The following is a 24,418-nucleotide window of genomic DNA, read 5'->3' on the forward strand; positions in this document are numbered from 1 at the left end:
ATTCGAGGCCGGCCGGGTCGCGTCCCGGGGCGTCGGTTCCGTCGGCGAGGACCGCGCCGTCTTCGTAGACAACTCCGAGATCCAGGTCGTGAGCCTGGAATTCGCGGCGCAGCGACGTGGTGGCCTCGGCGACGAGGCTACGGCGGATCTCACCGCGGCGGCCGTCGACGAACAGGTTCGTGAGCGCCTGGCGGTTCTTCTCCTGGTCGCCGGCGACGAGGCCGACGGCGGCGGGCAGGATGGCGTGGGCGCGGAAGGTCATCATCGCCCAGTCGATGTTCTGCTGCGCGACCGGCAGGCGCTCGGCCTCGTAGCTGTCGAGCAGGTCGATGCCGGCCCAGCCCCGCAGGATCGCGGCGAGCTTCCAGCACAGGTTGTGGGCGTCGCCGATGCCGGAGTTCAGACCGAGTCCAGAAGTCGGGGGATGCTTGTGGGCGGCGTCGCCGGCCAGGAGGATGCGTCCCTCGCGGTAGCGCTCGGCGTGCACGCCTTCGATGATCCAGTGATTGACGCTGAGCACGTTCAGGTCCAGTTCGGGGATGCCGAGCAGTTCCCGGATACGCGGGACAACCGTCGTGTTGTCGAACTTCTTGCCTTCCTCGACGGGCATCGAGAAGTGCACGGCCCATTCCTTCGAACGGGCACCCCAGGGGTGCGGGCCGCGAGGACCGAGGTTGCCGTTGGACCACAGTCCCTTGGCGTTGACGTTGGCGAACCAGGTCTGGAAGGTGCCGTCGTCGGGGACCCAGGGAGACAGGTCTGCTTCGAAGTAGACGGTCACCATATCGAGGACGTTCTTCTCGCCGATGGTCTGGATGCCGAGGGCCGGGCCCACGGTCTTGCCGCCGTCGGCTGCGATCATGAAGCGAGCGCGGACCTCGGTCTGCTCACCGGTGTCGCGGTCCGAGATCACCGCGGTCACACCGTCGTCGTCGGCGGCGAAGGATTCGAGCTGGGTGTGGAACAGCACGCGCCCGGGATTGCGCTGCTCGGCGTGGTCGCGCAGGACCGGTTCGAGTCGGATCTGGGGAAGATCGGTGCACACGACGGGGCTGTCCATCTCGTACCGATGGCGCAGCGATCCGCCGCCGAAGGCGTCGATCGAGAAGATCGTGCGACGGTCGAGGTGGCCGTCGCCGCCCAGGGAGGTCGCGAAACGCACCTTCGACATCTTGTCCACAGGGGAGCCCTCTGCGAACAGGCTGTCGGCGACGCCGTGGTGGCGGAAGATCTCCATCGTGCGCTGGCTGAGGAGATGTGCCTTGGGCAGGTGAGAGGTGGAGGGGTGCCGTTCGACGAGCAGGGAGTCCACTCCGAGGTCGGCCAGGATGATCGAAGCGGTCAGGCCGCATCCGCCTCCGCCGACGATGAGAACTTCGGTGTCGATGGTCTTCACAGAGAAACCTCTTTTCTGGGGCGTCTTGTATGGGGGCGGCGCTACGGCCGGAAGATCGGGTTGTGCTCCAAGTCACGGAGCAGGCAGGACCAAAGTCTGACACGAAAAACATTTCAAAAACATTTCAGTTTGAGGCCTGCGTTTGCGTGCACGACACCGCTCCTCATCGTCGGCTTGCCAGCCAAGTCACCGGCATATCCCCAGCTAGACGGCGAGTAGGCCTCGACCTGTGCCGCGCGAGCGCGGACGGAGAGCGGGTGCGCTGCATCCTTTCCAGGGCACATCGGCGTTTGAGAACCGTCCTCGTCCTCATCACTGTGGTCACCGTTACGGGGATTCCGCCGAGTCTTTCGTCCCTGCACGACGCAGGGGGGCTCGTCACGTCATCGCCAGAGGGAGCCAACGTGGTCCACTACCGCAGTGTCGGAACCATCTCGCGCCATCGCCATACCGTCCTGCGGGACGGCAGCGGCGCACTGTACTACGAGGAACTCATGGGAGAAGAAGGGTTCTCCTCCGATTCTTCGTTGCTCTATCACCGCTACATCCCCTCGGCGATCGTCGGCGCTCGCCGCTGGGAGTTGCCGGATCACGATTTGGTCCCCAACGAACCGCTGCTGCCCCGTCACCTGCGACTGCACGATCTTGTCGACGGTGATCCGGGTTCCACCGACGCGGTGCGCGGCCGTCGCCTGTTGCTCGGCAACGATGACGTGCGCCTGTACTACGTTGTCGCCGGATCGGATTCGCCGCTCTACCGCAATGCGATCGGCGACGAATGCGTCTACGTCGAGTCCGGCGAAGCGATCGTCGAAACCGTCTTCGGCGCCCTGGAAGTGCGCGCCGAGCAGTACATCGTCATCCCCCGGGCCACTACCCACCGGTGGCGGGTGGTGGGCTCGGAACCACTGCGTCTGTTCGCGGTCGAGTCCAACAGCCACGTCGGACCGCCCAAGCGGTACCTCTCGTCCACCGGCCAACTGCTCGAACACGCGCCCTACTGCGAGCGCGACCTGCAGGGCCCCAGCGAGCCGCTGCTCGTCGACGAGACAGACGTCGAGGTCTACATCAAGCACCGGGGAGCGTCGGGCATCACCGGCACGGTGCACGTCGTGCCGCACCACCCCTTCGACGTGGTGGGCTGGGACGGCTGCCTGTACCCGTTCGTCTTCGCGCTCGAGGACTTCATGCCGATCACCGGCAAGCTCCACCAGCCGCCGCCGGTGCACCAGGTCTTCGAAGGCCACAACTTCGTGATCTGCAACTTCCTGCCGCGCAAGGTCGACTACCACCCCCAGTCGGTCCCGGTGCCGTACTACCACTCGAACGTCGACTCCGACGAGGTCATGTTTTACGTGGGTGGCAACTACGAAGCGCGCAAGGGTTCCGGCATCGGCATCGGGTCGATCTCCCTGCACCCCGGTGGCCACGCCCACGGACCGCAGCCGGGCGCAATCGAGGCCAGCCTCGGGAAGGACTTCTTCGACGAGACCGGCATCATGGTCGACACCTTCCGGCCGTTGCTGCTCGGCGAGGCCGCACTCGCCTCCGACGACGCCCGCTACGCCTCGTCCTGGTCGGGAGGGCGGTGGATCGATGCCTGAATCAGTCTGCAGCCCTGAGGTTTTCGATGCTTTCTTCGACGACGCGGCCGTCTTCCCGCCCGGACGCGCCCCCCTGGGCCAGGCGGTGCCCGACCACATCGCCCGACGCGGCACCCCGCTCGGCCGTCTGGTCGGGCCGCTGCTGCTGCCGGTCGACGCACTCGACGCCGCAGCGAGCCTGGTCGACGCAACCGGCGAAGGCCCGCTCCGCGTCGGAGTGGTGGTGCCCGCCGGTGGCCTCGATGTGGCATTGGCCGCGGTCGAGAGAGTCGCGCCCGCGATCCGGGTCGGCGGCCTCGAACTGAAGACCGACGACCTCGATCCCCGACAGGTCGTCGCCGACGCCGCCGCTCTGACCGAGCGGTACAGCGTCCACGTCGAACTGGCCGTACCGCACATTCGCGCAGGCCTTCTCGACAGCTTCACCGGAACCGATGTGCGGCTGAAGGCGCGCACCGGCGGACTGGTGGCCGAAGCGTTCCCCTCCGTCGAGGACCTCGCGGAGGTGATCACGACTGCCGTCGCCGCGAAGCGATCCTTCAAACTGACCGCAGGCCTGCACCGCGCCGTGCGCTACCGGGACGACTCGACCGGCTTCGTGCACCACGGCTTCCTGAACATCGCCGTCGCCACCGGAGAAGCATTGGACGGAGCCGACACCGCAGCGGTCGCCACGACACTCGCCGAAACCGACGGAAGCGTTCTCGCGGAGCGCTTGCGGGCGATCGCCGCCCAGTGGAGGACGATGTTCGAATCGTTCGGCACCTGCAGCATCGCCGAACCGCTCGACACCCTCGACGAACTCGACCTGATCCCGAACATCGCTTCCGACCACGGAAACTGAGCCGATCCACCAGGAGAACCCATGACCACCCCCTCGCCCGACAGCTTCGTGGCGCGTTACGCCACCGAAGGTTTCGGCATCGCCCACCTGCCCTACGGGTCCTTCTCCACGCCCGGCACCGCCGCGCGCCTCGGCGTGCGCGTCGGCGATCACGTGGTCGCCCTCTCGGATCTCGTCGCGCAGGACTCCGACCTGTACCCGCTGGTCGACCAGTCGAACCTCGACGTCCTCCTGACGGCCGACCGTGCCACCTGGGATCGGTTGCGCGCGGACCTGCAGAGCGTGCTGTCCGCAGCCGCGGACGCCGACCGGATCGCTGCGGTTGCCCGCCCGCTTGCCGGGGTCGACCTGCACATGCCGTTCACCGTGGCCGATTACGTCGACTTCTACGGCAACGAGTTCCATGCGGCGAACGTCGGCCGTATCTTCCGTCCCGAACATCCCCCGCTGCTGCCGAACTGGAAGCATCTTCCGGTCGGCTACCACGGCCGCGCTGGAACCATCGTGGCCAGCGGCACCGACATCCGTCGCCCGCACGGACTGCGCCCCGAGACAGACGGGGTGCCCTCCTACGGCCCGTCCCGCCGGCTCGACATCGAGGCCGAGATGGGCTTCGTACTCGGATCTCCCGTGCCCGGTGGACGAGTTCCCCTGTCCGAGGCCGACAACCACGTCTTCGGTCTCACCCTGACCAACGACTGGTCGGCCCGCGACATCCAGAACTACGAGTACGTCCCGCTCGGCCCGAACCTCGGCAAGTCCTTCGCCACGACGATCTCTCCGTGGATCACACCGCTGGCGGCACTCGACGCGGTGCGGGTCGCCCCGCCGACCCGCGACACCCCGCTGGCCGAGTACCTCGACGACGCCGACGAGCGACCCTGGTCGTTCGACGTCACCTTCGAGGTTGTCCTCAACGGAGACGTCGTTGCCAAGCCTCCGTTCGCGTCGACCTACTGGACCGCGGCACAGATGCTCGCCCATATGACCGTCAACGGGGCAGGGCTGCGTGCCGGTGACTTCTTCGCCGGTGGCACCATCTCCGGTCCGGAGAAAGACCAGCGCGGCTCCTTCCTCGAACTGGTTTGGGGCGGTGCGGAACCGGTCACCCTGAGCGACGGATCCTCGTTCACCTTCCTGCGCGACGGGGACGAGGTCACCCTCCGGGCGAAAGCTACAGCTGCAGATGGATCGGCAATCCTGTTCGGCGAGTGCACGGGCCGTATCGTCGAGTTCCCGACCGACTGACTCGGTTCTCGTCCGGACCCGGCCGGTGCGGTACCGCACCGGCCGGAGAGCCGATCGTCGACGAACGCGTCCGAGGGCCTGAACCGGATACCGTCGCGGGGTATCGTCGCGAACATCGAGACCGATCCGGTGTCACAACCCCTGCGCGATCACCGCCGCGGTGACCCGGTCGTCGACGGAGGACACCGGGTCCTCACGCCCGACCCACGCGTCGCCGCCGAAGTAGGTGCGGAAGATTGCCTCGGACGTGCGGGTCGCGAGTGCCTGCGTCGTCAACGTCGGATTGGGCCCGCCCAGCGAATTCGCGAGCGCCGAATTGTCCGCGACGAAAAGTCTTTTCACCCAACGAGCTTCGCCGGTGGCGTCGAGCACCGAGTCGTTCCCGCTCGTCCCCATCCGCATGCTCGACTGGGCGTGCAGGATCAGCGGTGGCCAGTCGCAGCGGTGCACGGAGCGCGCGCCCGCGGCCCGCATCAGCTCGACGGCCTTGCGGGTGCAGTACTCCCGGTTCCGTCGCGTGCGTTCGGACCGCCGCCGGTGCCGCATCGTCACCTTCGGTGCGAGCCCGCCCTCGTCCGGAAGCAGCATCGTCGAGCGGGTGACCCGATTGCCGGGTTCGACGTCGTCGTCGGTGATCACCAGTGCCGCCAGGGTCCGGTTTGCGTCGTCGAGGGTGGCGAGCAGATCCCGGCCCACCAACCGGCCGAGAGTGTCGGCCCCGGCGTCGTCGACGACGCCGCCCGCCCGGCCGTAGCCGTGGATGCCGGAGTCGCTGAACGCCAGCGAATACGCCTGCAGCGCCGGCGGCATCCCGACCTGTTCGATACCGCCGTATCCGGGCAGGTCGACGCGCGCATTCGAGCCGGCGCCCCGGGTCTGGCCGGTGTCCTCGTCGAACACCCCGAACACCGCATCCATGTGATGGTCCGTCAGGCCGCGGCCCACCCAGTCGTTCGGGTTCGGCAGGTCCGACGCCAGCCACAAGCGCGGTGATTCGATCGCGCCCGCGGCGAGCACCACGACCTGTGCATGCTCCTCGTATTCCTCGCCATCGAGGGTGCGGAACCGCACCCCGCGCGCGGTCGTCTCTCCGTGTACGTCCTCGGTCAGTACCTGCGTGACCGTCGCGTCGGTCACCAGCGTCGCGGCCCGTCCGTGCGGCGCCCACGCCTCGGCGGTGAGCATCATCGGCACGTACGAGTTGTCCGTCGACCGTTTCGCCTTCAGGTTGCGGGGCGCACCCGCCGGCAGGTAGCAGCCCTGGTAGCAGTGGCCGCACATCGTGCAGCCCCGCGCCTCGGGGTGGCGCAACCGCTGCGGGTCGCGGGTGCGCCCGGCGGTCCCGCCCGGCTGCAGGATCGCGTTCTGCTGCGCGCGGTGCGAGGCCACGCTCGTGTCGTGCGTTGTCTGGTGCGGCAGGCCGAGCGCGGCCGCACCGCGCAGGAAGATCCGTTCCTTCGTGCCCATGGGGGCGGTCTGCACCGGCAGGGTTGCCTCGACCCATTCGTAGTAACGGCGCAATTCGTCGTATCCGAACGGGAACAGGTGGTCCGTGTCGTACATGTTCCGGTCCGCGCCGTCGTAGCCGACGAACACGCCCGGCACCGCGCGCGGCGAGTTGCCGAAGTAGTGCAGCGTGGTTCCGCCGACCCCCGCGACCTGCCACACGTACGAATTCTGCGGCAGGTCGCGCAGCCACGGGGTGCGCGACCGGTCGCCGGGACCCTGCCGGAAGAAGCCGGTGAGGGGATTGTTCGCGTCGTCCTCGAAATGCGTCCACTCGCTCTCGGGATCCGCGAAGCGCGGCCCGGCCTCGACGACGAGGACGTCCAGTCCGCGTGCCGCGAGTTCCTTCGCGACGACCGGCCCGCCACCGCCGGACCCGATCACGATCACGTCCCGCACGTCACTCCTCGATCCGGTCGACGCCGCGGTAGTAGCCCGCGAACTCGTCCCACCCGTCGGCGACACCGTCGTAGCGGGCCAGTTCCCAGCCGACGGGCCGGCCGGTGACGACCCGGCGGTCGGGGTCGAACGCGGAAACCTCCGAATACGCGGCGAACGCGGCGAGCGTGGGAATCGCGTTGACCACGTAGGTGAGCATCGTTCCGCCGAACTGCGGTTCGGTGTCGAGCAATTCGAAGACGCGGCCCTTCGCTGCGTGGTTCAGATTCGCGAACGGTGCCGCGAAGGGACCGACGAGCGACCCCGCGTCGACGGTGACCGCATACATGTTGACCAGCGCGGCGACGGCGGCCGCCCCGGGGAGGTTCCCGCCGGCCCGGCCCAGCAGCGGCACCGGCGACGCGTGGTCGAAGGTGTGCTCGAGCGAGGCCGCGGCGTCCTCGGTGGCGCCACCGACCCGATCGGTGGACACACCCTGGTGCCGCGAATAGGGGTCGTTGCCGGGGACGACGAACGCGAGGATGCCGCAGATCGTGTCGCGGACCGGCGGGGCAGCGGCGGCCGGGCGTGCGATCGCCTCGGCCGAGAACAGAGCGGTGATCCCCATCAGGGCCGCCGCGGTCCCGGCCATGCCGGCCAGGAACCGCCGCCGAGTCCACACCGGGTCGTCGTCTCCGCCCACCTGCGCTCCCGTCCTCGTCGATCGTCGATCGAGCTTAGGGGCTGGAGTCGCGAGTTCCGATCAGGCTGCGCAGAACCGTTGAGCGCGTCGCCCCCGGACGGCACTCTTGCTGAAGTCATATCGCCGCACAGGGGGATTGCCGTGTACGAGTGTTCGGAGTGTTGTCGCTGACCCAGCGACCGCCGACGTGCAGGTCCGACGACCGCGCGTTGCAGAGATCTTCCGGCTGTATCGCACCGCACTCGTTATCTGCGCTCCGTCGCATGCGTATCGACGATTGCTGCCCGCGGTAACGCCACCCGCCCGGCCCGAGTCCGTAGGGCCTTCTTTCAACGCAAGGAACAGCTTTCACGATGTCGCATTCCACGCTGCGCGCCCGACTCACCCGGTCGGTCGCCGTCGTCGCAGCACTGCTCACCGTCACGTCCGTCGCGGCCGCATGCTCGTCCGGTTCGGATGTCACCACCACCGAGGACGGCAAGACCGTGCTCCGGTACGAGGGGACGGCCGCACAGGTCACCTATCCCGAACTCGCCGAAGCGTTCGGGTTCTACGAGAAGGTGAAGCTCGACTGGATCGGGGACAACACCAGCGGTCCGCAGTCCATCCAGAACGCCGCGACCGGCCAGACCGATTTCGGTGGTGCGTTCAACGGCGCGGTCATCAAGCTCCAGGCCGCGAACTCACCGATCACGTCGGTGATCGGCTACTACGGTTCCGACAAGCAGTCGTTCAACGGCTACTACGTTCTCGAGGACAGCCCGATCCGCACTGCGCGGGACCTGATCGGCAAGAAGGTCGGGATGAACACCCTCGGTGCACATCACGAGTTCCTGGTGCGGGAATGGCTTGCGCAGCAAGGACTCACGCCGGACGAGATCAAGCAGGTCGAGCTGATCGTGGTGCCTCCGGTGAACACCGAGCAGGCACTGCGCGAAGGACAGATCGACGTCGGCACGCTCGGCAGCGTGTTCCGGGAGACCGCCGTCGAACGGGGCGGCATCCGGCCGCTGTTCACCGACGAATCGCTGTTCGGCGCCTTCACCTACGGAACGTACGTCTTCCGCGACGAGTTCATCGCCGAGAACCGTGATGCGGTAGCCGATTTCGTGCAGGGCACCGCGCGGGCGATCCGGTGGGCGCAGACCACCCCGCGCGACGAAGTGGTCGCCAAGTTCAAGGAGATCATCAACGCCCGCGGCCGCAACGAGAACACCGATCTCGTCGAGTACTGGAAGAGCCCCGGTGTCGCCGGCCCCGGCGGTGTCATCACCGATCAGGAGATCCAGACCTGGTTGGACTGGCTGACCCGCAACGGTGAGCTCGAGGACGGCAAGTTCACCACCTCGGACATCTACACCAACGAATTCAACCCCTACGCCAACGGCACCTACGACCCGAGCGCCGGGCCCAACGGTGAACCCGTCGAGGAGGCGGCGAAGTGAGCACCACCCCGAAGCTCCGCCTGGAGCATGTGACCAAGCAGTTCGCGGTGCGCGGCAGCAACGACACGTTCACCGCACTCGACGACGTCAGCATCGATCTCGCCGCCGGGGAATTCCTGGTCCTGGTCGGCCCCAGCGGTTGCGGCAAGTCCACCCTGCTCGATCTGCTCGGCGGTCTGAGCGAACCGACCTCGGGCCGGATCCTGCTGGACGGCCGCCCGATCTCCGGGCCCGGCCTGGACCGCGGCATCGTCTTCCAGCAGTACGCACTGCTCCCCTGGCGCACGGCACGGGCCAACATCGAGTTCGGCCTGGAAGCCAAGGGACTGCCGAAGAAGCAGCGCCGCGCACTCGCCGACGACTACCTCGACCTCGTCGGTCTGGCCGGCTTCGGCGACCGCTACCCGCACGAATTGTCCGGCGGCATGAAGCAGCGTGTCGCGATCGCCCGCAGCCTCGCGTTCGATCCCGAGGTTCTGCTCATGGACGAGCCGTTCGCCGCGCTCGACGCCCAGACCCGCGAATCCCTGCAGGACGAACTGCTGCGGATCTGGAAGGAAACCGGCAAGACCATCCTGTTCATCACCCACGGCATCGACGAGGCGATCTACCTGGGGCAGCGCGTCGCCGTGCTCACCTCCCGCCCCGGGCGGATCAAGACGATCGTCTACGTCGACATCGACCGGAACGTCGACGACGTGCGCTCCGGCGAGGCGTTCCGGCACTACCGGCACGAGATCTGGTCACTGCTGCACTCCGAGGTCGAGCGTGCCCGCGACCTCGAACTCGGCACCGCAACGGAAGAGGTGGAGCATGTCTAGTCCGACCGCAACCCTGACCCGGCCCGTCGACACCGAACCGGCCGTCGTCGAACAAACCGTCGTCGCAACGGATCCGACGAAATTACGACGCGCAGGCCGCCGGGCCGGTGCGCTGGCGTGGAAGGGGATCAAGCCGGCGGTCGCGATCGTCGTGTTCCTCGCGGTGTGGGAGACCGCGCCGCGGCTCGGTCTCGTCGACGAAGTGTTCCTGCCGCCGCTGTCGACCGTGCTCGGATCGCTGGCCGATCTGATCACGAGCGGACAGTTGGCAGACCATCTGGGCGCCAGCCTCTCCCGGGCTCTCATCGGGTTCTCGATCGCGTTGCTCGTCGCCGTTCCGCTCGGCGTCGCGATCGGCTGGTACCGGCCCGTCGCCGAGTTGCTCAATCCGATCCTCGAGCTGTTCCGCAACACCGCGGCTCTCGCGCTGCTGCCGGTGTTCGTGCTCGTCCTCGGTATCGGGGAGACCTCCAAGATCGCCCTGGTGATCTACGCGAGCACCTTCCCGATCCTGCTCAACACCATTTCCGGTGTGCGCACGGTGGATCCGCTGCTGGTCAAGTCCGCCCGGTCGCTGGGGCTGCCGTCCTACCGGCTGTTTCAGAAGGTGATCCTCCCGGCAGCGGTCCCCACGATCTTCACCGGTATCCGCATGGCCGCGGCGTCGTCGGTGCTCGTGCTCATCGCCGCCGAGATGGTCGGTGCGAAGGCAGGACTCGGCTATCTGATCACGGCCTCGCAGCTCAACTTCCAGATCCCCGCCATGTACGCCGGCATCATCGCGATCTCGCTCGTCGGGCTGACGTTCAACGGCATCCTCGTCACGATCGAACGTCGACTCTCCCGCTGGCGTCCCGAACACTGACCCACCCGAAGCACACAGGATCAGAAGAATGTCACAGTCACGCAAGCAGTTTCATCTCAACGCCTTCCTCATGGGTGTCGGCCACCACGAGGCGGCCTGGCGTCACCCCCGCACCGAAGCACACCGCGTCCTCGATGTGAAGCACTTCCAGGAACTCGCGCAGATCGCCGAACGCGGCAAGCTCGATTCGGTGTTCTTCGCCGACGGACTCGCGGTCGGCCCCCGCGTCGAGCACAACACGCAGGCGATCTTCGAACCGGTCACCCTGCTGTCCGCGATGGCCGTGGTGACCGAGCACGTCGGCCTCATCGCGACCGCGTCGACCGGCTACAACGAGCCGTTCAACCTGGCCCGCAAGTTCGCCTCGCTCGACCACATCAGCGGTGGCCGCGCCGGCTGGAACATCGTCACCTCCGGCGGCGCCGACGAGGCCCGCAACTTCGGCTACGACGACACCCCGGACCACGCCGGCCGCTACGACCGCGCGGCCGAGTTCGTCGACGTCGCGGTGTCGCTGTGGGACAGCTGGGAAGACGACGCGATCGAATTGGACGAGGAGTCCGGGCGGTTCGCCGATCCGGCCAAGGTGCACACCGTCGACCACGACGGCGCACGGTTCAAGGTGCGCGGCCCGCTGAACTCGCCGCGCAGCCCCCAGGGCCGCCCCGTGCTCGTCCAGGCCGGATCGTCCGAGAGCGGAAAGAATTTCGCGGCGCGCTACGCCGAGGCCGTGTTCACCGCGCAGCGCACCCTCGCCGAGGGACAGGCCTTCTACCGCGATCTGAAGGCCCGCGTCGTCAAGGCCGGACGCGACCCGCAGTCGCTGAAGGTGCTGCCGGGCATCGTGCCGTTCATCGGGGAGACCGAGGAGGAGGCCAAGGCGCTCGAGCAGGAGTTCACCGACCTGATCTCGCCGGCCTACTCGCTGCGGCAGCTCTCGAACATGCTCGGCGTCGATCTGACCGAGCATGCCCTCGACGCAGCACTGCCGCCGCTGCCCCCGATCGAGCAGATCCAGGGCAACAAGAGCCGCTACCAGCTCGTCAAGGACCTCGCCGAGAACGAGGGCCTGACGGTGCGTCAGCTCATCGGCAAGCTCGGCGGCGGTCGCGGGCACCGCACCTTCGCGGGCACCCCCGAGCAGATCGCCGACGAACTGCAGCTGTGGTTCGAGCAGGAAGCCGCCGACGGCTTCAACGTCATGCCGCCCTACCTGCCGGGCGGGCTCGAGGACTTCACCGCCAAGGTGGTGCCGATCCTGCAGGAGCGCGGTCTGTTCCGCACCGAGTACACCGCCACCACCCTGCGCGGGCACTACGGGCTGGACCGGCCGGTGAGCCGCTACGCCGCGGTCGCCGAGTCGGACGCCGCCACTGCATGAGACCGGCCTTCGACCTGAAACCTCTCGTCACCACGGTCTTTCTGCCCTCCGCGATCTTCGGGATCGGGCAGGGCGCCGGGGCCCCGGTGCTCGCGCTGCTCGCGCGGGAACTCGGGGCCCCGTTGCCGGTGGCCGGGCTGATCGTCGCGCTCGTGGCGTTCGGCGCGGTCCTCGGTGACCTGCCCGCCGGGAGCATCGTCGCGCGCCTGGGGGAGAGGCGCGCGATCATCGGCGGCAGCGTGCTCGGCGCCCTCGGCATCGGGGTCTCGATCGCCGCCTGGACTCCGGTGGTGCTCGCCGTCGGTGCCTTGCTGACCGGATTCGCGAACGCGGTGTGGGGGCTGGCGCGGCAGAGCTATCTCGCCGAGGCGGTGCCTATCGAAGCCCGGGCGCGGGCCATGGCGATGTTCGCCACGATGTGGCGGCTCGGCAATTTCCTCGGGCCGTTCATCGGCGCCGGTGCGATCCACCTCATGGGGGTGCGCGGTGGCCTCGTCGTCCAGGTGACCGGTGTCGTGCTCGCGGGCATCCTCATGGCACGGGCACCGGAGACCCCGCGTTCGTCGTCGTCGACCGGCCCGGTCGCTGCCGTGGGGCTGGGAACGATCCTGAGCCGGCACCGGGTGCTGCTGTGCACCCTCGGAACCGGATCGCTGCTCATGGGCGCGGCGCGCGCGTCCCGGGAAGCGGTACTTCCGCTGTGGGCCACCCACATCGGGCTCGACGCGGTGACCGTGTCGATCGTGTTCGGTATCGGCGGCGCCGTCGACCTGCTGTTCTCGTATCCGGCCGGGATCCTGATGGACCGGTACGGTCGCCGGGTCGTCGCGGTGCCGTCGCTGGTGATCATCGCTGTCGCGTTCCTGATGTTGCCGTTCGCCGACGACGTCGTCTCGCTCACCGTCGTCGCGGTGGTCCTCGGTATCGGGAACGGGCTCGGCAACGGCGTGATCATGACCCTCGGGGCGGACACCGCCCCACCGGATACCCGGGCCGAGTTCCTCGCCGCGTGGCGCCTCACGCACGACAGCGGCATGTTCGTCGGCCCGTTCCTGGTGGGGGCGGTCGCGGCCGTGTCGCTCGCGGCGGGTGCCGTCACGATCGGCGGTCTCGCGGTGGCCGGTGCGGCCTGCATGTTCCGCTACGTTCCGCGATACTCACCGTGGCCACGCCGGACGCTCCAGCCGGTACCGTCGGCCGCGACGACCGAACCGGCCCCGGACCCGGGGGCGGATCTCGTCGATACGGTCACCAACCGATCGAGATAGGACATCAATGCGATTCGGACTCTTCGTTCCCCAGGGCTGGCGGCTCGACCTTGTGGGCATCGATCCCGCCGACCAGTGGCGGGTGATGCGCGACCTCGCCGTCCGCGCCGACAACGGCCCGTGGGAATCGATCTGGGTGTACGACCACTTCCACACCGTGCCCGCCGCCACGGACGAGGCGACCCACGAGGCGTGGTCGCTCGTCTCCGCGTTCGCGGCCGTCACCGAGCGGGTACGCATCGGCCAGATGTGCACCGCGATGAGCTATCGCAATCCCGCCTACCTGGCGAAGGTCGCCGCGACCGCCGACATCGTCTCCGGCGGGCGCATCGAGATGGGTATCGGTGGCGGCTGGTACGAACACGAGTGGCGCGCCTACGGATACGGATTCCCTTCCGCCGGTGAGCGACTTGCCCGCCTCGACGAGGGGGTGCAGATCTTCCGGCAGGCGTGGACCACGGGGTCGGCGACCCTGCAGGGCAAGCACTACCAGGTCGACGGTGCGATCGTCCGTCCGCTTCCGTTGCAGGAGGGCGGTATTCCGCTGTGGATCGCCGGCGGTGGCGAGAAGGTCACGCTGAAGATCGCCGCGAAGTACGCGCAGTACACCAACTTCGACGGCACCCCCGAGGGATTCGCGCACAAGTCGAACGTGCTGCGCGAGCACTGCGCGGCCGTCGGCACCGACTTCGACGCGATCGTTCGCTCCGCGAACTACAACGTCGCCATCGGCCGCACCGAAGCGGAGGTGCAGGACCGCCTCGAGAACCTCCGCGCCCGGCTCGAACCGCTGGTCGGAGCCGCCGCCGCCGACGCCTCCCTCAACGCGTTCCGCGGGATGCCCGCCGTCGGCACCCCGGAGCAGATCGTCGAGAACCTCACGGCCCTGAAGAAGCAGGGCCTCGGCTACGCGATCTTCTACTTCCCGGAAGCGGCCTACGACACGTCGGGGATCGAACTGCTCGAGAACGAGGTGCTGCCGCACCTGGCTTGACGGCATCCGCCTGCCGGCAGCGTCAGATCGGCCAGCCGTCCGCGGGTACACGTGGATCGTCGGACAGCAGACCGGCGATCCACGTGTCGCGCGGGACCCCGCGATGCAGGGTGCCGCGGCGCAGCGTCCCCTCGAACCGGAAGCCGACATGCCGCGCGACCGCCGCCGAGGCCAGATTGCCGGCGAATGCCCGCCACTCGATCCGAGTGGTCGCGAGCCCGTCCGGGTCGAACGCGAAATCGCACGCCAGATTCACTGCGGCGGTGGCCAAACCGCGACCGCGAGCATCCGGCGCGATCCAGTAGCCGATCTCCGGGGCGGTGCGTTCGTGATGCAGGAACCCGACGACGCCGAGCAACGCACCGTCCGGAGAGGTGCGGATCGCCCAGTTCGGGGCGCTCGCGGCCCAGCCCCGCGGCACGATGTCGCCGACGAAACGCACCGCGTCGGCGCGGGTGTACGGATCGGGCACCGTCGTCCAGTCCGCGATCTCCCGGTCCTGGCACGCTGAGGTGATCGTGTCGACGTCGTGTGGGACGGGGACGGTCAGATGAACCCGTCCGTCCGACAGCGACGTCACCTGCATGTCAGCGCAATTCGCCGGGGAGATCGTCGCGATCGAGCACCAGCCGGTGGTCCTCGGTCAAGCTGACCTTCTCGGACAGATCGACCTTGCTCTTCAGCAGCTTCCATTCGGCGTCGTCGATCGCGTCGGTCGCCTCGCGCAGCACCTTTGCGTCGCGGGTTCCCCACGCGATCGGCATCGGGCTGACCATCTGCCACGACCCGGTCGTGTTGCGGGTCGTGCGATCGGACAGCACCGCCACACACGGCACCTGTTCGCCGACGCGCTTCTGATGCCCCGGGACCGCCTGCACGTTGCGGGTGACCAGCGCGAATCGGCGGTCGGCGGTGCCGGGCTTGGCGATGTCGACCAGCGCCAGCAACGTCAGACCACGCGGCCGGATCTCGGAGACCACGGCGGGCACCAGCGGGCTCTCGTGGTACAGGTCCTGCACCGATCCGACCTTCCGCGGCGCCCACAACGCCACCCACGCCGACGTGACGGCCGCGACGACCAGCACCGCACCGACGATGTAGGCCCAGGGCTTGCCGAGCGTGAACAGCCACGCCGCTCCGGCCGCGCACAACAGCGCGACGACGATGCCGGAGATCCGCAGGCTGCGCACTTCCGCGAGGGTCTGGTTCACGGACTTGGCGTGGGGAAGGTCGACGGGGAATTCGAATCGGCGCACGTCGTCCAGCATATGGGAACCGTTCCGGCGGTCCGATCGCGATGGGCTCGAGCAGAATGCGCAGAACGGCGCTATCGCGCTCAACGGTGACTCCGCACGGGGCGCGGTCACACACTCTGATGTAGCAGAGATCACACCGCTTCGGCGGCAGCAGAGATCACACCCCGGACGGCTTTCGGTGCCGGATTCCCACACCGACCCCAGGTCGCGGCAGCGGCCGTGGCCGACGTGTGCCCGGTCCGGCCCGACCCAGTCAGAAAGTGGGCACCGCAATGCTCGTCATCCTCGGCTTCCTGATGGTCGCCACGTTCATGTATCTGATCATGTCGAAACGTGCCACCCCGGTCGTCGGCCTGATCCTGGTCCCCGTCGCGTTCGGACTGATCGCCGGGGCCGGCACCGGCATCGGCGACATGATCGTCGACGGCGTCGAAAGTCTCGCCCCCACTGCGGCACTGTTGTTCTTCGCGATCGTCTTCTTCGGGATCATGATCGACGTCGGCCTGTTCGATCCGCTCGTGCGGCTCATCCTGCGGCTCGTGCGCGACGACCCGGCCCGGCTCGTGGTGGGTACCGCGGTGCTGGCGATGGTGGTGTCCCTCGACGGTGACGGGTCCACGACGTTCATCATCACCACGTCCGCGCTGTTGCCGCTCTACCTGAAACTGAAGGTCAGCCCGGTCGTCCTCACCGTCGTCGCGGGTCTGGCGAACGCCACGATGAACATCATCCCGTGGGGTGGGCCGACGGTGCGTGCGGCCAGCGCGCTCGGGCTGTCGCCGTCCGAGGTGTTCGTCCCGATGATCCCGTCGCTCGTCGTCGGACTCCTGATCGTCCTCGGCTTCGCCGTGCACCTGGGCATCCTCGAACGTCGCCGCATCGGGCGGCTCGTGTGGAAGCCCGAGATGATGCCGCTCGGCGCCGGTCCCTCGGGAGTGGGTACGACGACCGGTGACTCGGACACGACCGACGCGGAGGTCGGGCAGTTCGCCGCGGGTCTCGACCCCGACCGCCCGACCCTGCGCCCGCGACTGCTGCCCTTCAACGCGCTCCTCACGGTGGCGCTGCTCGTCGTCCTCGTCCTCGACATCCTGCCGATCCCCGTGCTGTTCATGATCGCCGCGGGACTCGCACTGGCCGTGAACTTCCCGCGGGTCGTCGACCAGTCCGCCGCGATCGCACGGCACTCGTCGAGCATCGTGTCGGTCGTCGCGATGGTGTTCGCCGCGGCGGTCCTGACCGGCGTGTTCCAGGGCACCGGGATGGTCGAGTCCATGGCACTGTGGCTGACCGGTGTGGTCCCCGATTCGCTCGGCCCGTTCCTCGCGGTCATCACGGGCGTGCTCAGCATCCCGTTCACGTTCTTCATGACCAACGACGCCTTCTACTTCGGGGTGTTGCCCGTCCTGGCGGAGACGGCGGCGCAGTACGGCATCGAACCGGTCGAGATGGCACGTGCGTCGATCACCGGACAGCCGGTGCACATGCAGAGCCCGCTGGTCCCCGCGATCCTGCTGCTGGTGACCCTTGCAGGGGTGCCACTGGCCGACCACCACCGCAAGGTGCTGTGGCGCGCCGGGGTGGTGTCGATCGCGATGCTGGTGGTCGGCGTGCTCCTCGGGCAGATTCCGCTCGGCTGAGATCCGCCCGGGCCACACTGGGCAGGTGGGACGAACGGGGACGACGCGGTGAAACTTCGCACCCAGGTACTGCTGTTCCAGTCCGCGGTGGTGGCGGTGGCGCTCGGCATCGGATTCACGGTGTTCGCCACCACCACCGAGGACCGCGTCACCGACGAGCACGGTCAGCGGGCGCTCGCGATCGCCCGGGCCGTGTCCGCGGACGTGACCGTCCGCGACGAGGTCGCACGCTACGCGGCCGCCGACGACGGGGTGGTCTCGCCGGACAACCCCGCACTCGAGTCCGGTGCGGTGCAGGAGGCCGCCGAGGCCGTCCGCACCGCCACCGGGGCGTTGTTCGTCGTGGTCACCGACGATCAGGGGCTCCGGCTCGCCCATCCCGATCCGGAACAGCTCGGGCGCAGGGTGAGCACGGATCCGGCCGAGGCCCTCGCCGGACGCGAGGTCGTGACCAGCGAGCGGGGCACGCTCGGTGATTCGGTGCGGGCCAAGGTTCCGGTGACGGACCCGTCCTCGGGCAGGGTCGTGGGGGAGGTGAGCGTGGGCATCTCCACCGACAGGGTGCGCGCCGATCTGCGCAGCGACCTCGCCGACGCCGTCCTGATCGCACTCGCAGCGCTCGTGTGCGGTGCCGTCGGGTCGCTGCTGCTCGCCAACCGCTGGAAGCGGCTCACCTTGGGGCTCGAACCCGAGCAGCTCACCGAACTGGTCCGGGAGCAGGAGGTCGTGCTGCACGGGATCTCCGAGGGGGTCGTCGGTACCGACGTCCGCGGCATCGTCACCGTCGTCAACGCCGAGGCGCGTCGCCTGCTCGATCTCGACGACGGGATCGGCCGCAGCGTCGACACGCTCGGGATGACCCCGCGCCTGCTCGACGTGCTGCGCAGCGCGGACGGCACGCCGGTCGCCGCCACCACGGGCGATCGGGTCGTCGTCGCCGTCTCGCGACGGGTCGTGCGCGACGGCCGCGACCTCGGCACGGTGATGTCGGTGCGCGACCGCACCGACATCGAGACGCTCACGCGCGAACTCGGCGCCGTCAAGTCGATGAGCACCGCGCTGCGGGCCCAGCGGCACGAATTCGCCAACCGGCTGCACCTGATCGACGGCCTGCTCCGTCAGGGGCGGGCGGAGCAGGCCGTCGAGTACATCGAGCAGGTCCTCGGCTCGGGTCCGCTCGGTGAGCTCGAGGGCGCCGACGCGCTCGCCGACCCGTATCTGCACGCCTTCCTCGCCGCGAAAGCGGCGCACGCGCGTGAGCAGGGCGTGACCCTCGTGCTCGGTGAGAACACGTGGGTGCACGCCATCGTGAAGGTGCCCGTCGACGTCACCACCGTGCTCGGCAACCTGCTCGACAACGCGATCGAGGCGGCCCGCGTGAGCGGGCGCAGTCCCGCCGAAGTCGAGGTCGAGCTGGTGGAGGACGGCGCCGACCTGCACGTGAGTGTCGCGGACACGGGTGACGGTGTCGACGCCGAGCTGCCCGACGTCTTCGCCGAGGGCGCGACGACCCGCGTCGACTCGTCCGTGCCGGGCGGCCGGGGGATGGGGCTGGCGCTGGCACGACGCGTGGCGCGGATGCACGGCGGCGACGTCGTGCTCGCGGACCGCGGCGGTCGGCGCACCCCGGACAATCCGACCGGGGGCGCGGTGTTCCTGGCGACGCTGACCGGGGTGCTCGACGAGGGAGATGCGGGATGGGCGGAACGGATCTGAGGGTGCTCGTCGTCGACGACGACTTCCGGGTCGCGGATCTGCACGCGTCCGTGGTGTCGGGTGTGCCGGGGTTCGAGGTCGCGGCGGTCGCGGGGAGCGTCGCGGCGGCCCGGGACGCGGTCCGGGCCGGTCCCGTCGACCTCGCGCTCGTGGACGTGTACCTGCCGGACGGGTCCGGGGTCGACCTGATCCGGAGTCTCGAGTGCGACAGTTTCGTGCTCGGTGCCGCCGGTGAGGGTGCCACGGTGCGTGCGGCGCTCGCCGCGGGTGCGCTGGTGTATCTGGTCAAGCCGTTCGCGAGCACCGAACTGGCCCGGCGTCTGGCGGCCTACGCGCAGTACCGCCGGGTCGTCGCGGGGGAGGAGCTCACCCAGGCCGAGATCGACACGGCGCTGGCGGCGTTGCGGCCGGTGTTGCCGGCCGCCCGCGAAGCGCCCCCACGTTCGGTCACCAAAGACCTTGTACTGCAAGCACTTCGGGAATCGGGAGAGCCGTTGTCCGCCGGGGAGGTCGCGGTGACCATCGGGGTGTCACGCGCGACCGCCCAGCGTTATCTCGCGGCCCTCGTCGCCAAGGGCCACCTTCGAATGCAGTTGCGGTACGGCACCACCGGCCGTCCCGAGCAGGAATACCGTCCTGTGTGACCGGGATTCGCGTCAGCCGATCTGGGGCCCGAGCAGGTCGTCGGCGTCGGTGATGCGGTACGCGTAACCCTGTTCGGCGAGGAACCGCTGCCGGTGGGCGGCGTACTCGGCGTCGAGGGTGTCGCGGGAGACCACCGAGTAGAAGTGCGCCTGGCCGCCGTCCTGCTTGGGCCGCAGCAGCCGGCCGAGGCGCTGCGCCTCCTCCTGGCGGGACCCGAACGTGCCGGACACCTGCACCGCCACCGACGCCTCCGGCAGATCGATGGAGAAGTTAGCGACCTTCGAAACCACCAGAACCTTCAGCTCCCCGTTGCGGAACCGGTCGAACAGCGCCTCGCGTTCCTTCGTGCGCGTCGAGCCCTTGATCACCGGGGCATCGAGCGCTTCCCCGAGCTCGTCGAGCTGATCGATGTAGGCGCCGATGATCAGCGTGGGGGCGTCGCCGTGCTTCGCGAGGATCGACTCGACCACCGGAATCTTGGTGCGCGCGGTCGAGCACAGCTTGTACCGTTCCTCCGGCTCGGCGACCGCGTACGCCATCCGTTCGGCGTCGGTGAGCGTGACCCGCACCTCGATGCAGTCGGCCGGGGCGATCCAGCCCTGCGCCTCGATGTCCTTCCACGGCGCGTCGTACCGCTTCGGGCCGATCAGCGAGAACACGTCGCCTTCCCGGCCGTCCTCACGGACGAGGGTCGCGGTGAGGCCGAGCCGGCGCCGCGACTGCAGATCGGCGGTCATGCGGAACACCGGTGCCGGCAGCAGGTGCACCTCGTCGTAGATCATCAGACCCCAGTCGCGGGAGTCGAACAGCTCGAGGTTGCGGTACTCGCCCTTCGACTTGCGGGTGATCACCTGGTAGGTCGCGATGGTGACCGGCCGGATCTCCTTCTTCTCGCCCGAGTACTCGCCGATCTCGTCCTCGGTCAGCGAGGTGCGGGCGATCAGCTCGCGCTTCCACTGGCGGCCGGCGACAGTGTTGGTCACCAGGATCAGCGTGGTCGCGCCGGCCTTCGCCATCGCGGCGGCACCGACCATCGTCTTGCCCGCGCCGCACGGCAGCACCACCACGCCCGAGCCGCCCGCCCAGAAGGACTCGGCGGCCATCTCCTGGTAGTCGCGCAGGTGCCAGGGGTCGGACTCGAAGTCGAGGGTGATCGGGTGCGCCTCGCCGTCGACGTAGCCGGCGAGGTCCTCCGCCGGCCAGCCGATCTTGAGCAGCATCTGCTTGAGCCGGCCGCGCTCGCTCGGATGCACCACCACCGTGTCGTCGTCGATGCGTGCACCGAGCATCGGGGCGATCTTCTTGTTGCGCAGCACCTCCTCGAGCACCGCGCGGTCCAGGCTCACCAGCGTCAGCCCGTGGGCGGGGTTCTTCGTCAGCTGCAGGCGCCCGTAGCGAGCCATCGTGTCGACGACGTCGACCAGCAGCGGCTGCGGCACAGCGAACCGTGAATAGGTGACGAGTGCGTCGACGACCTGCTCGGCGTCGTGCCCGGCGGCGCGGGCGTTCCACAGCGCCAGCGGCGTCACCCGGTAGGTGTGGACGTGTTCGGGGGCGCGTTCGAGTTCGGCGAAGGGCGCGATCGCCTGACGTGCCGCGTCGGCAAGCTCGTGATCGACCTCGAGGAGCAAGGTCTTGTCGGACTGGACGATCAACGGTCCGTCGGGCACGGACGCCTCCTAGCGCGGGAACAGCGGAACTCTCCCATTCTCCAGACACCGGAGGCGGCGCGCTACCCGCGCGCCGCCTCCGGCTCGGTCCCCCTGCGATCCCCCTGCAATCCCCCTGCGGTCTCGTCAGTTCGTGAGCGAGCGGCGCATCTCCATCACGCACACCAGCGCTTCGGAAATTCCGGACCGATAGCCCGCATCTTTTTCCGACACCGGGGGTCGGGAATCCAATTCGTTTTCGAGTCTGTCCTGAATTTTGTCCAGGGCCGACAGTGCTCTTTTCACGTGTGTTTCCTGTTTTTCGTCGTTCACCGATTCGATGGATTTTTCCGGATCACACCGTCACGGTGCATTCGGCGGCCTGCTGATCGAGGACGAACAGGCGGGCGCGAGCCAGGGCGGCCCGGCGGCTGTGGAGGAACGCGGACTGCGGGCCGCCGGCCGTCTGATCGGACATGGTTGTGAACTGCTCGTACAGGCTGTCGAGGAGTTCCTGAGCTGAGGTGGTCACGGCGTCTCCCGGCGGTTCAGTTCGACTTGCGCCTCGTCACGAATTCGCCCTCGTTCGCCTGCTTGCGACGTTTTTCCGCGCGACGCTCCTTGATGGACAGCGCCGGTTTCTTGAGTGCCTTACCCTTGTCGGCCATTTTTCTCCTCTCGAAAAAGGGGTTGAACAACCCGACAGGACCCGACCATAGCCCATTTGCAGAAAAAAGCCAGTCGCCGTGAAATTCGCGTGCGACGAAAATCGGCTTCGGAGAGCGGTGTTCCGGGAATCGCGGACGTCGACGCCCTGTTCGGACGGGGTGGCCCCGACCGATCCGCTCACCGGGCGTTTGTCCGGTTCGTCACGTACCGGGATCTATGCTGTGCCCGTGGAAGCCGAGGACAATCCGGAATTCGCTGCCGATGTGATCGTGGTCGGCAGCGGATTCGGCGGTTCGGTCACCGCTCTGCGGCTGGCGGAGCAGGGACGTCGTGTGCTGGTGCTCGAGCAGGGCAGGCGGCATTCGCGGGCAGACTTCGCGGCCGCGCGCCGTGACCCGCGCCGATACCTGTGGCTGCCCGAACTCGGACTGCGCGGGTTCTTCTGGCAGCGGGTGTTCGCGCACGTCGGCATCATCGGGGGCGCCGGCGTCGGCGGCGGCAGCATCGTCTGGGCCGGTGTGCTCCTCGAACCGGAGCAGGCGTTCTTCAACGATCCGTCCTGGCCGACTTCCGAAAAGGGCTGGCGCGCAGAGCTGTCCGATCACTACGCGACCGCCGCTCGGATGCTGGGGCGCACCCGTGCGCCGTTCAGCGGCCCGATGGACGATCATCTGCGGGTCGTCGCGGGGAAGCTCGGTGCCGAGGACACCTACGGGCCCACCCCGATGGCCATCTGGTTCGGCGAGGAAGGCGTCACGGTGCCCGATCCGTTCTTCGGCGGCGACGGGCCCGACCGCACCGGCTGCCGGCTGTGCGGTGGGTGCCTGATCGGATGCCCGTACGGCAGCAAGAACACCCTGGACCTGAACTATCTGTGGCTCGCCGAGCGGCGCGGCGTCGAAATCCGTCCCGAGCAGCAGGTCACGTCGGTGACCGCGCTCGACGAGGGGTACGAGGTGCACCTGGCGAGCGGTGAACGACTGCGCGCACCCGAGGTGGTGCTCGCCGCCGGAGTGCTCGGCACCGTGGAACTGCTGTTCCGCTCCCGCGAGAACGGTGGCCTCCCGAACGTCTCCGCGCGGCTCGGTGAGCGTGTGCGCACCAACTCGGAGGCGATCACCGCGGTCCTCGCCGACGACGTCGATGCCGATCTCACTCGCGGACCGACCATTTCGAGCGAGTTCTACCCCGACGAACGCACTCACGTGACGCAGAACCGATACGTCGGCGGCTGGCACATGCGGTTCCAGGTCGGGCCGCTCGTCGACGGCGCCGATCCACGCCGCCGCCGACGGGACGCCGCAGCGATCCTGCTGCGCCATCCCCTGCGGCAGCTGCGAACCATGTTCGCGCGCAACTTCATCGAACGACTCAGTGTGTTCACGGTGATGCAGGACGTGGAGAGCGAGATCCGGCTCGACTACGCTCGGTCGCCGATCCGGCCGTGGCGGAAGGTGCTTCGCTCCCGCGGTGTCGAGGGCCGGCAGGCACCGAGTTACCTGCCGCAGGCCAATGCCGTTGTGCGCGCATTCGCCGACTCGATCGGCGGTCGTCCCCTGAACCTCCTGCTCGAAAGCATCGGCGGCAAATCCATCACCGCGCACATCCTCGGCGGCGCGGCGATCGGCGCCGACGCGTCGCAGGGGGTCGTCGACACCGATCACGAGGTGTTCGGGCATCCGGGCCTGTACGTAGTGGACGGCTCGGCGATCCCCGCGAACGTCGGGGTGAACCCGAGCCTGACGATCGCCGCCATGGCCGAACGGTTCGCCGAGCGGTACGCGGCCCGCAAGAAGATCGAGGAGACGGCGTGAACACAGGGGAGACCGACGCAATCCGGAGTCTGCCCGGGTCGATTCGCGGACTGCGCGAACGGTTCCGGTCGCTGCCGTCGGACGTGACGATGGCGCCGGGAACCTACCGCGCCGTCTTCGTCGGACCGGCCCTGCTGCGCTTTGCGGCACCGCGCGCGATCGCTCTCGGCGGCATGCCGCGTTGGTACGGCAAGCGCGTCGCCGCCGACGGCACCGCGGCCAATCTGCTCGTCACCGACGACGGGACGCTCCGTGAGGACCTGCCCATCCGGGTTGCGACCGAGCCGTCCTGGCTCGACGGCCGGCCCGCGGTGGTGGTCTCCTACGGCTCCGACGGCCCGATTCCGTGGCGGTGGGTGCGCGACGAATTCCGTGCCCTCGACGAGCGGACGATGCTCGGGCTGACGTTCGCCGTGGCACCGTGGTCCCGGGTGGCGGCGTCGCCGTTCGTGCTCGTCCGGGACGACTCCCGGTCCTGAGTCCACGATCCCTGCCCGCCCGCCCCCGTCCTTTCCGAGCGAATGTATCGCTCGTCTCCTTCAATCGATCGAATGTACCGTTCGCTCGGACAAGGGG

General features: G+C 68.5%; 22 protein-coding genes. 14 read left to right on the plus strand and 8 right to left on the minus strand.

Going from position 1 to position 24,418, the window contains the following annotated elements; all coding sequences use genetic code 11:
• The coding region (locus M1M07_RS27895) for an FAD-dependent monooxygenase (RefSeq protein ID WP_248676246.1) at positions 1-1,396 on the minus strand (1,396 nt) is incomplete at its 3' end.
• A gap of 404 nt (positions 1,397-1,800) precedes the next feature.
• On the opposite strand from M1M07_RS27895, the gene M1M07_RS27900 reads away from it, so the two are divergent.
• From M1M07_RS27900 to fahA, 3 genes are read left to right on the plus strand one after another with little or no spacing between them, the layout of a single operon-like run.
• Complete coding sequence (locus M1M07_RS27900) at positions 1,801-3,000, plus strand: homogentisate 1,2-dioxygenase (RefSeq protein WP_197250043.1); 1,200 nt, start codon at positions 1,801-1,803, stop codon at positions 2,998-3,000.
• Positions 2,993-3,844 carry a hypothetical protein gene (locus M1M07_RS27905; protein ID WP_197250042.1) on the plus strand — a complete coding sequence of 284 codons (852 nt, stop codon included), beginning with the start codon at positions 2,993-2,995 and terminating at the stop codon, positions 3,842-3,844. The genes M1M07_RS27900 and M1M07_RS27905 overlap by 8 nt, the downstream gene beginning before the upstream one ends.
• Positions 3,845-3,865: 21 nt before the next feature.
• The gene (gene fahA / locus M1M07_RS27910) at positions 3,866-5,092 is read left to right on the plus strand and encodes a fumarylacetoacetase (RefSeq protein WP_248676247.1); all 1,227 of its coding nucleotides are present in this window, start codon (positions 3,866-3,868) and stop codon (positions 5,090-5,092) included.
• Between the two features lie 132 nt (positions 5,093-5,224).
• On the opposite strand, the gene M1M07_RS33135 is transcribed toward fahA, so the two are convergent.
• Positions 5,225-6,997 (minus strand): GMC family oxidoreductase N-terminal domain-containing protein, encoded by a 1,773-nt coding sequence (locus M1M07_RS33135; protein ID WP_197250040.1) that lies wholly within the window; start codon positions 6,995-6,997, stop codon positions 5,225-5,227.
• Between the two features lies 1 nt (position 6,998).
• Complete coding sequence (locus M1M07_RS27920) at positions 6,999-7,679, minus strand: hypothetical protein (RefSeq protein WP_248676248.1); 681 nt, start codon at positions 7,677-7,679, stop codon at positions 6,999-7,001.
• Positions 7,680-8,032: 353 nt separating this feature from the next.
• On the opposite strand from M1M07_RS27920, the gene M1M07_RS27925 reads away from it, so the two are divergent.
• From M1M07_RS27925 to M1M07_RS27950, 6 genes are read left to right on the plus strand one after another with little or no spacing between them, the layout of a single operon-like run.
• Positions 8,033-9,124, plus strand: a complete 1,092-nt coding sequence (locus M1M07_RS27925; protein WP_197250039.1) for an ABC transporter substrate-binding protein — start codon at positions 8,033-8,035, stop codon at positions 9,122-9,124.
• The gene (locus tag M1M07_RS27930) at positions 9,121-9,945 is read left to right on the plus strand and encodes an ABC transporter ATP-binding protein (protein ID WP_248676249.1); all 825 of its coding nucleotides are present in this window, start codon (positions 9,121-9,123) and stop codon (positions 9,943-9,945) included. Before M1M07_RS27925 ends, M1M07_RS27930 begins: the two co-directional genes overlap by 4 nt.
• Entirely contained in the window at positions 9,938-10,810 is an 873-nt protein-coding gene (locus M1M07_RS27935; protein WP_197250037.1) for an ABC transporter permease, read from the plus strand. Before M1M07_RS27930 ends, M1M07_RS27935 begins: the two co-directional genes overlap by 8 nt.
• 28 nt (positions 10,811-10,838) lie before the next feature.
• On the plus strand, positions 10,839-12,191 hold the full coding sequence (locus M1M07_RS27940; protein ID WP_248676250.1) for an LLM class flavin-dependent oxidoreductase: 1,353 nt from the start codon (positions 10,839-10,841) through the stop codon (positions 12,189-12,191).
• The gene (locus tag M1M07_RS27945; RefSeq protein ID WP_197250035.1) at positions 12,188-13,459 is read left to right on the plus strand and encodes an MFS transporter; all 1,272 of its coding nucleotides are present in this window, start codon (positions 12,188-12,190) and stop codon (positions 13,457-13,459) included. Before M1M07_RS27940 ends, M1M07_RS27945 begins: the two co-directional genes overlap by 4 nt.
• Positions 13,460-13,466: 7 nt before the next feature.
• Positions 13,467-14,453 (plus strand): LLM class F420-dependent oxidoreductase, encoded by a 987-nt coding sequence (locus M1M07_RS27950; RefSeq protein ID WP_248676251.1) that lies wholly within the window; start codon positions 13,467-13,469, stop codon positions 14,451-14,453.
• A gap of 22 nt (positions 14,454-14,475) precedes the next feature.
• On the opposite strand, the gene M1M07_RS27955 is transcribed toward M1M07_RS27950, so the two are convergent.
• Positions 14,476-15,039, minus strand: a complete 564-nt coding sequence (locus M1M07_RS27955) for a GNAT family N-acetyltransferase (protein ID WP_197250034.1) — start codon at positions 15,037-15,039, stop codon at positions 14,476-14,478.
• A 1-nt stretch (position 15,040) separates the two neighbouring features.
• Positions 15,041-15,709: a DUF3239 domain-containing protein gene (locus tag M1M07_RS27960; protein WP_197250033.1), complete on the minus strand. Its 669-nt coding sequence runs from the start codon at positions 15,707-15,709 to the stop codon at positions 15,041-15,043.
• A 272-nt stretch (positions 15,710-15,981) separates the two neighbouring features.
• Here M1M07_RS27960 and M1M07_RS27965 point away from each other — a divergent pair, with 272 nt between their 5' ends.
• From M1M07_RS27965 to M1M07_RS27975, 3 genes are read left to right on the plus strand one after another with little or no spacing between them, the layout of a single operon-like run.
• Positions 15,982-17,349, plus strand: a complete 1,368-nt coding sequence (locus M1M07_RS27965; RefSeq protein WP_248676256.1) for a CitMHS family transporter — start codon at positions 15,982-15,984, stop codon at positions 17,347-17,349.
• Between the two features lie 48 nt (positions 17,350-17,397).
• Complete coding sequence (locus M1M07_RS27970) at positions 17,398-19,065, plus strand: sensor histidine kinase (protein ID WP_248676252.1); 1,668 nt, start codon at positions 17,398-17,400, stop codon at positions 19,063-19,065.
• A complete protein-coding gene (locus M1M07_RS27975) occupies positions 19,047-19,709 on the plus strand; it encodes a response regulator (protein ID WP_197250031.1) in 663 nt (220 codons plus the stop codon). Before M1M07_RS27970 ends, M1M07_RS27975 begins: the two co-directional genes overlap by 19 nt.
• 12 nt (positions 19,710-19,721) lie before the next feature.
• Here the strand turns inward: M1M07_RS27975 and M1M07_RS27980 are convergent, their stop codons facing one another.
• The 3 genes from M1M07_RS27980 to M1M07_RS27990 form a co-directional block, all read right to left on the minus strand.
• Entirely contained in the window at positions 19,722-21,380 is a 1,659-nt protein-coding gene (locus M1M07_RS27980; RefSeq protein ID WP_197250030.1) for a DNA repair helicase XPB, read from the minus strand.
• A 126-nt stretch (positions 21,381-21,506) separates the two neighbouring features.
• Complete coding sequence (locus M1M07_RS27985; protein ID WP_197250094.1) at positions 21,507-21,692, minus strand: hypothetical protein; 186 nt, start codon at positions 21,690-21,692, stop codon at positions 21,507-21,509.
• 22 nt (positions 21,693-21,714) lie between these two features.
• A complete protein-coding gene (locus tag M1M07_RS27990) occupies positions 21,715-21,891 on the minus strand; it encodes a hypothetical protein (RefSeq protein ID WP_248676253.1) in 177 nt (58 codons plus the stop codon).
• Between the two features lie 364 nt (positions 21,892-22,255).
• On the opposite strand from M1M07_RS27990, the gene M1M07_RS27995 reads away from it, so the two are divergent.
• Complete coding sequence (locus tag M1M07_RS27995; RefSeq protein WP_248676254.1) at positions 22,256-23,842, plus strand: GMC family oxidoreductase; 1,587 nt, start codon at positions 22,256-22,258, stop codon at positions 23,840-23,842.
• Positions 23,839-24,321, plus strand: coding sequence for a hypothetical protein (locus M1M07_RS28000; protein WP_248676255.1), 483 nt, complete (start codon positions 23,839-23,841; stop codon positions 24,319-24,321). Before M1M07_RS27995 ends, M1M07_RS28000 begins: the two co-directional genes overlap by 4 nt.
• Positions 24,322-24,418: the final 97 nt, after the last annotated feature.

This window comes from Rhodococcus sp. HM1 (assembly GCF_023218075.1).
Taxonomy (GTDB): Bacteria; Actinomycetota; Actinomycetes; order Mycobacteriales; family Mycobacteriaceae; genus Rhodococcus.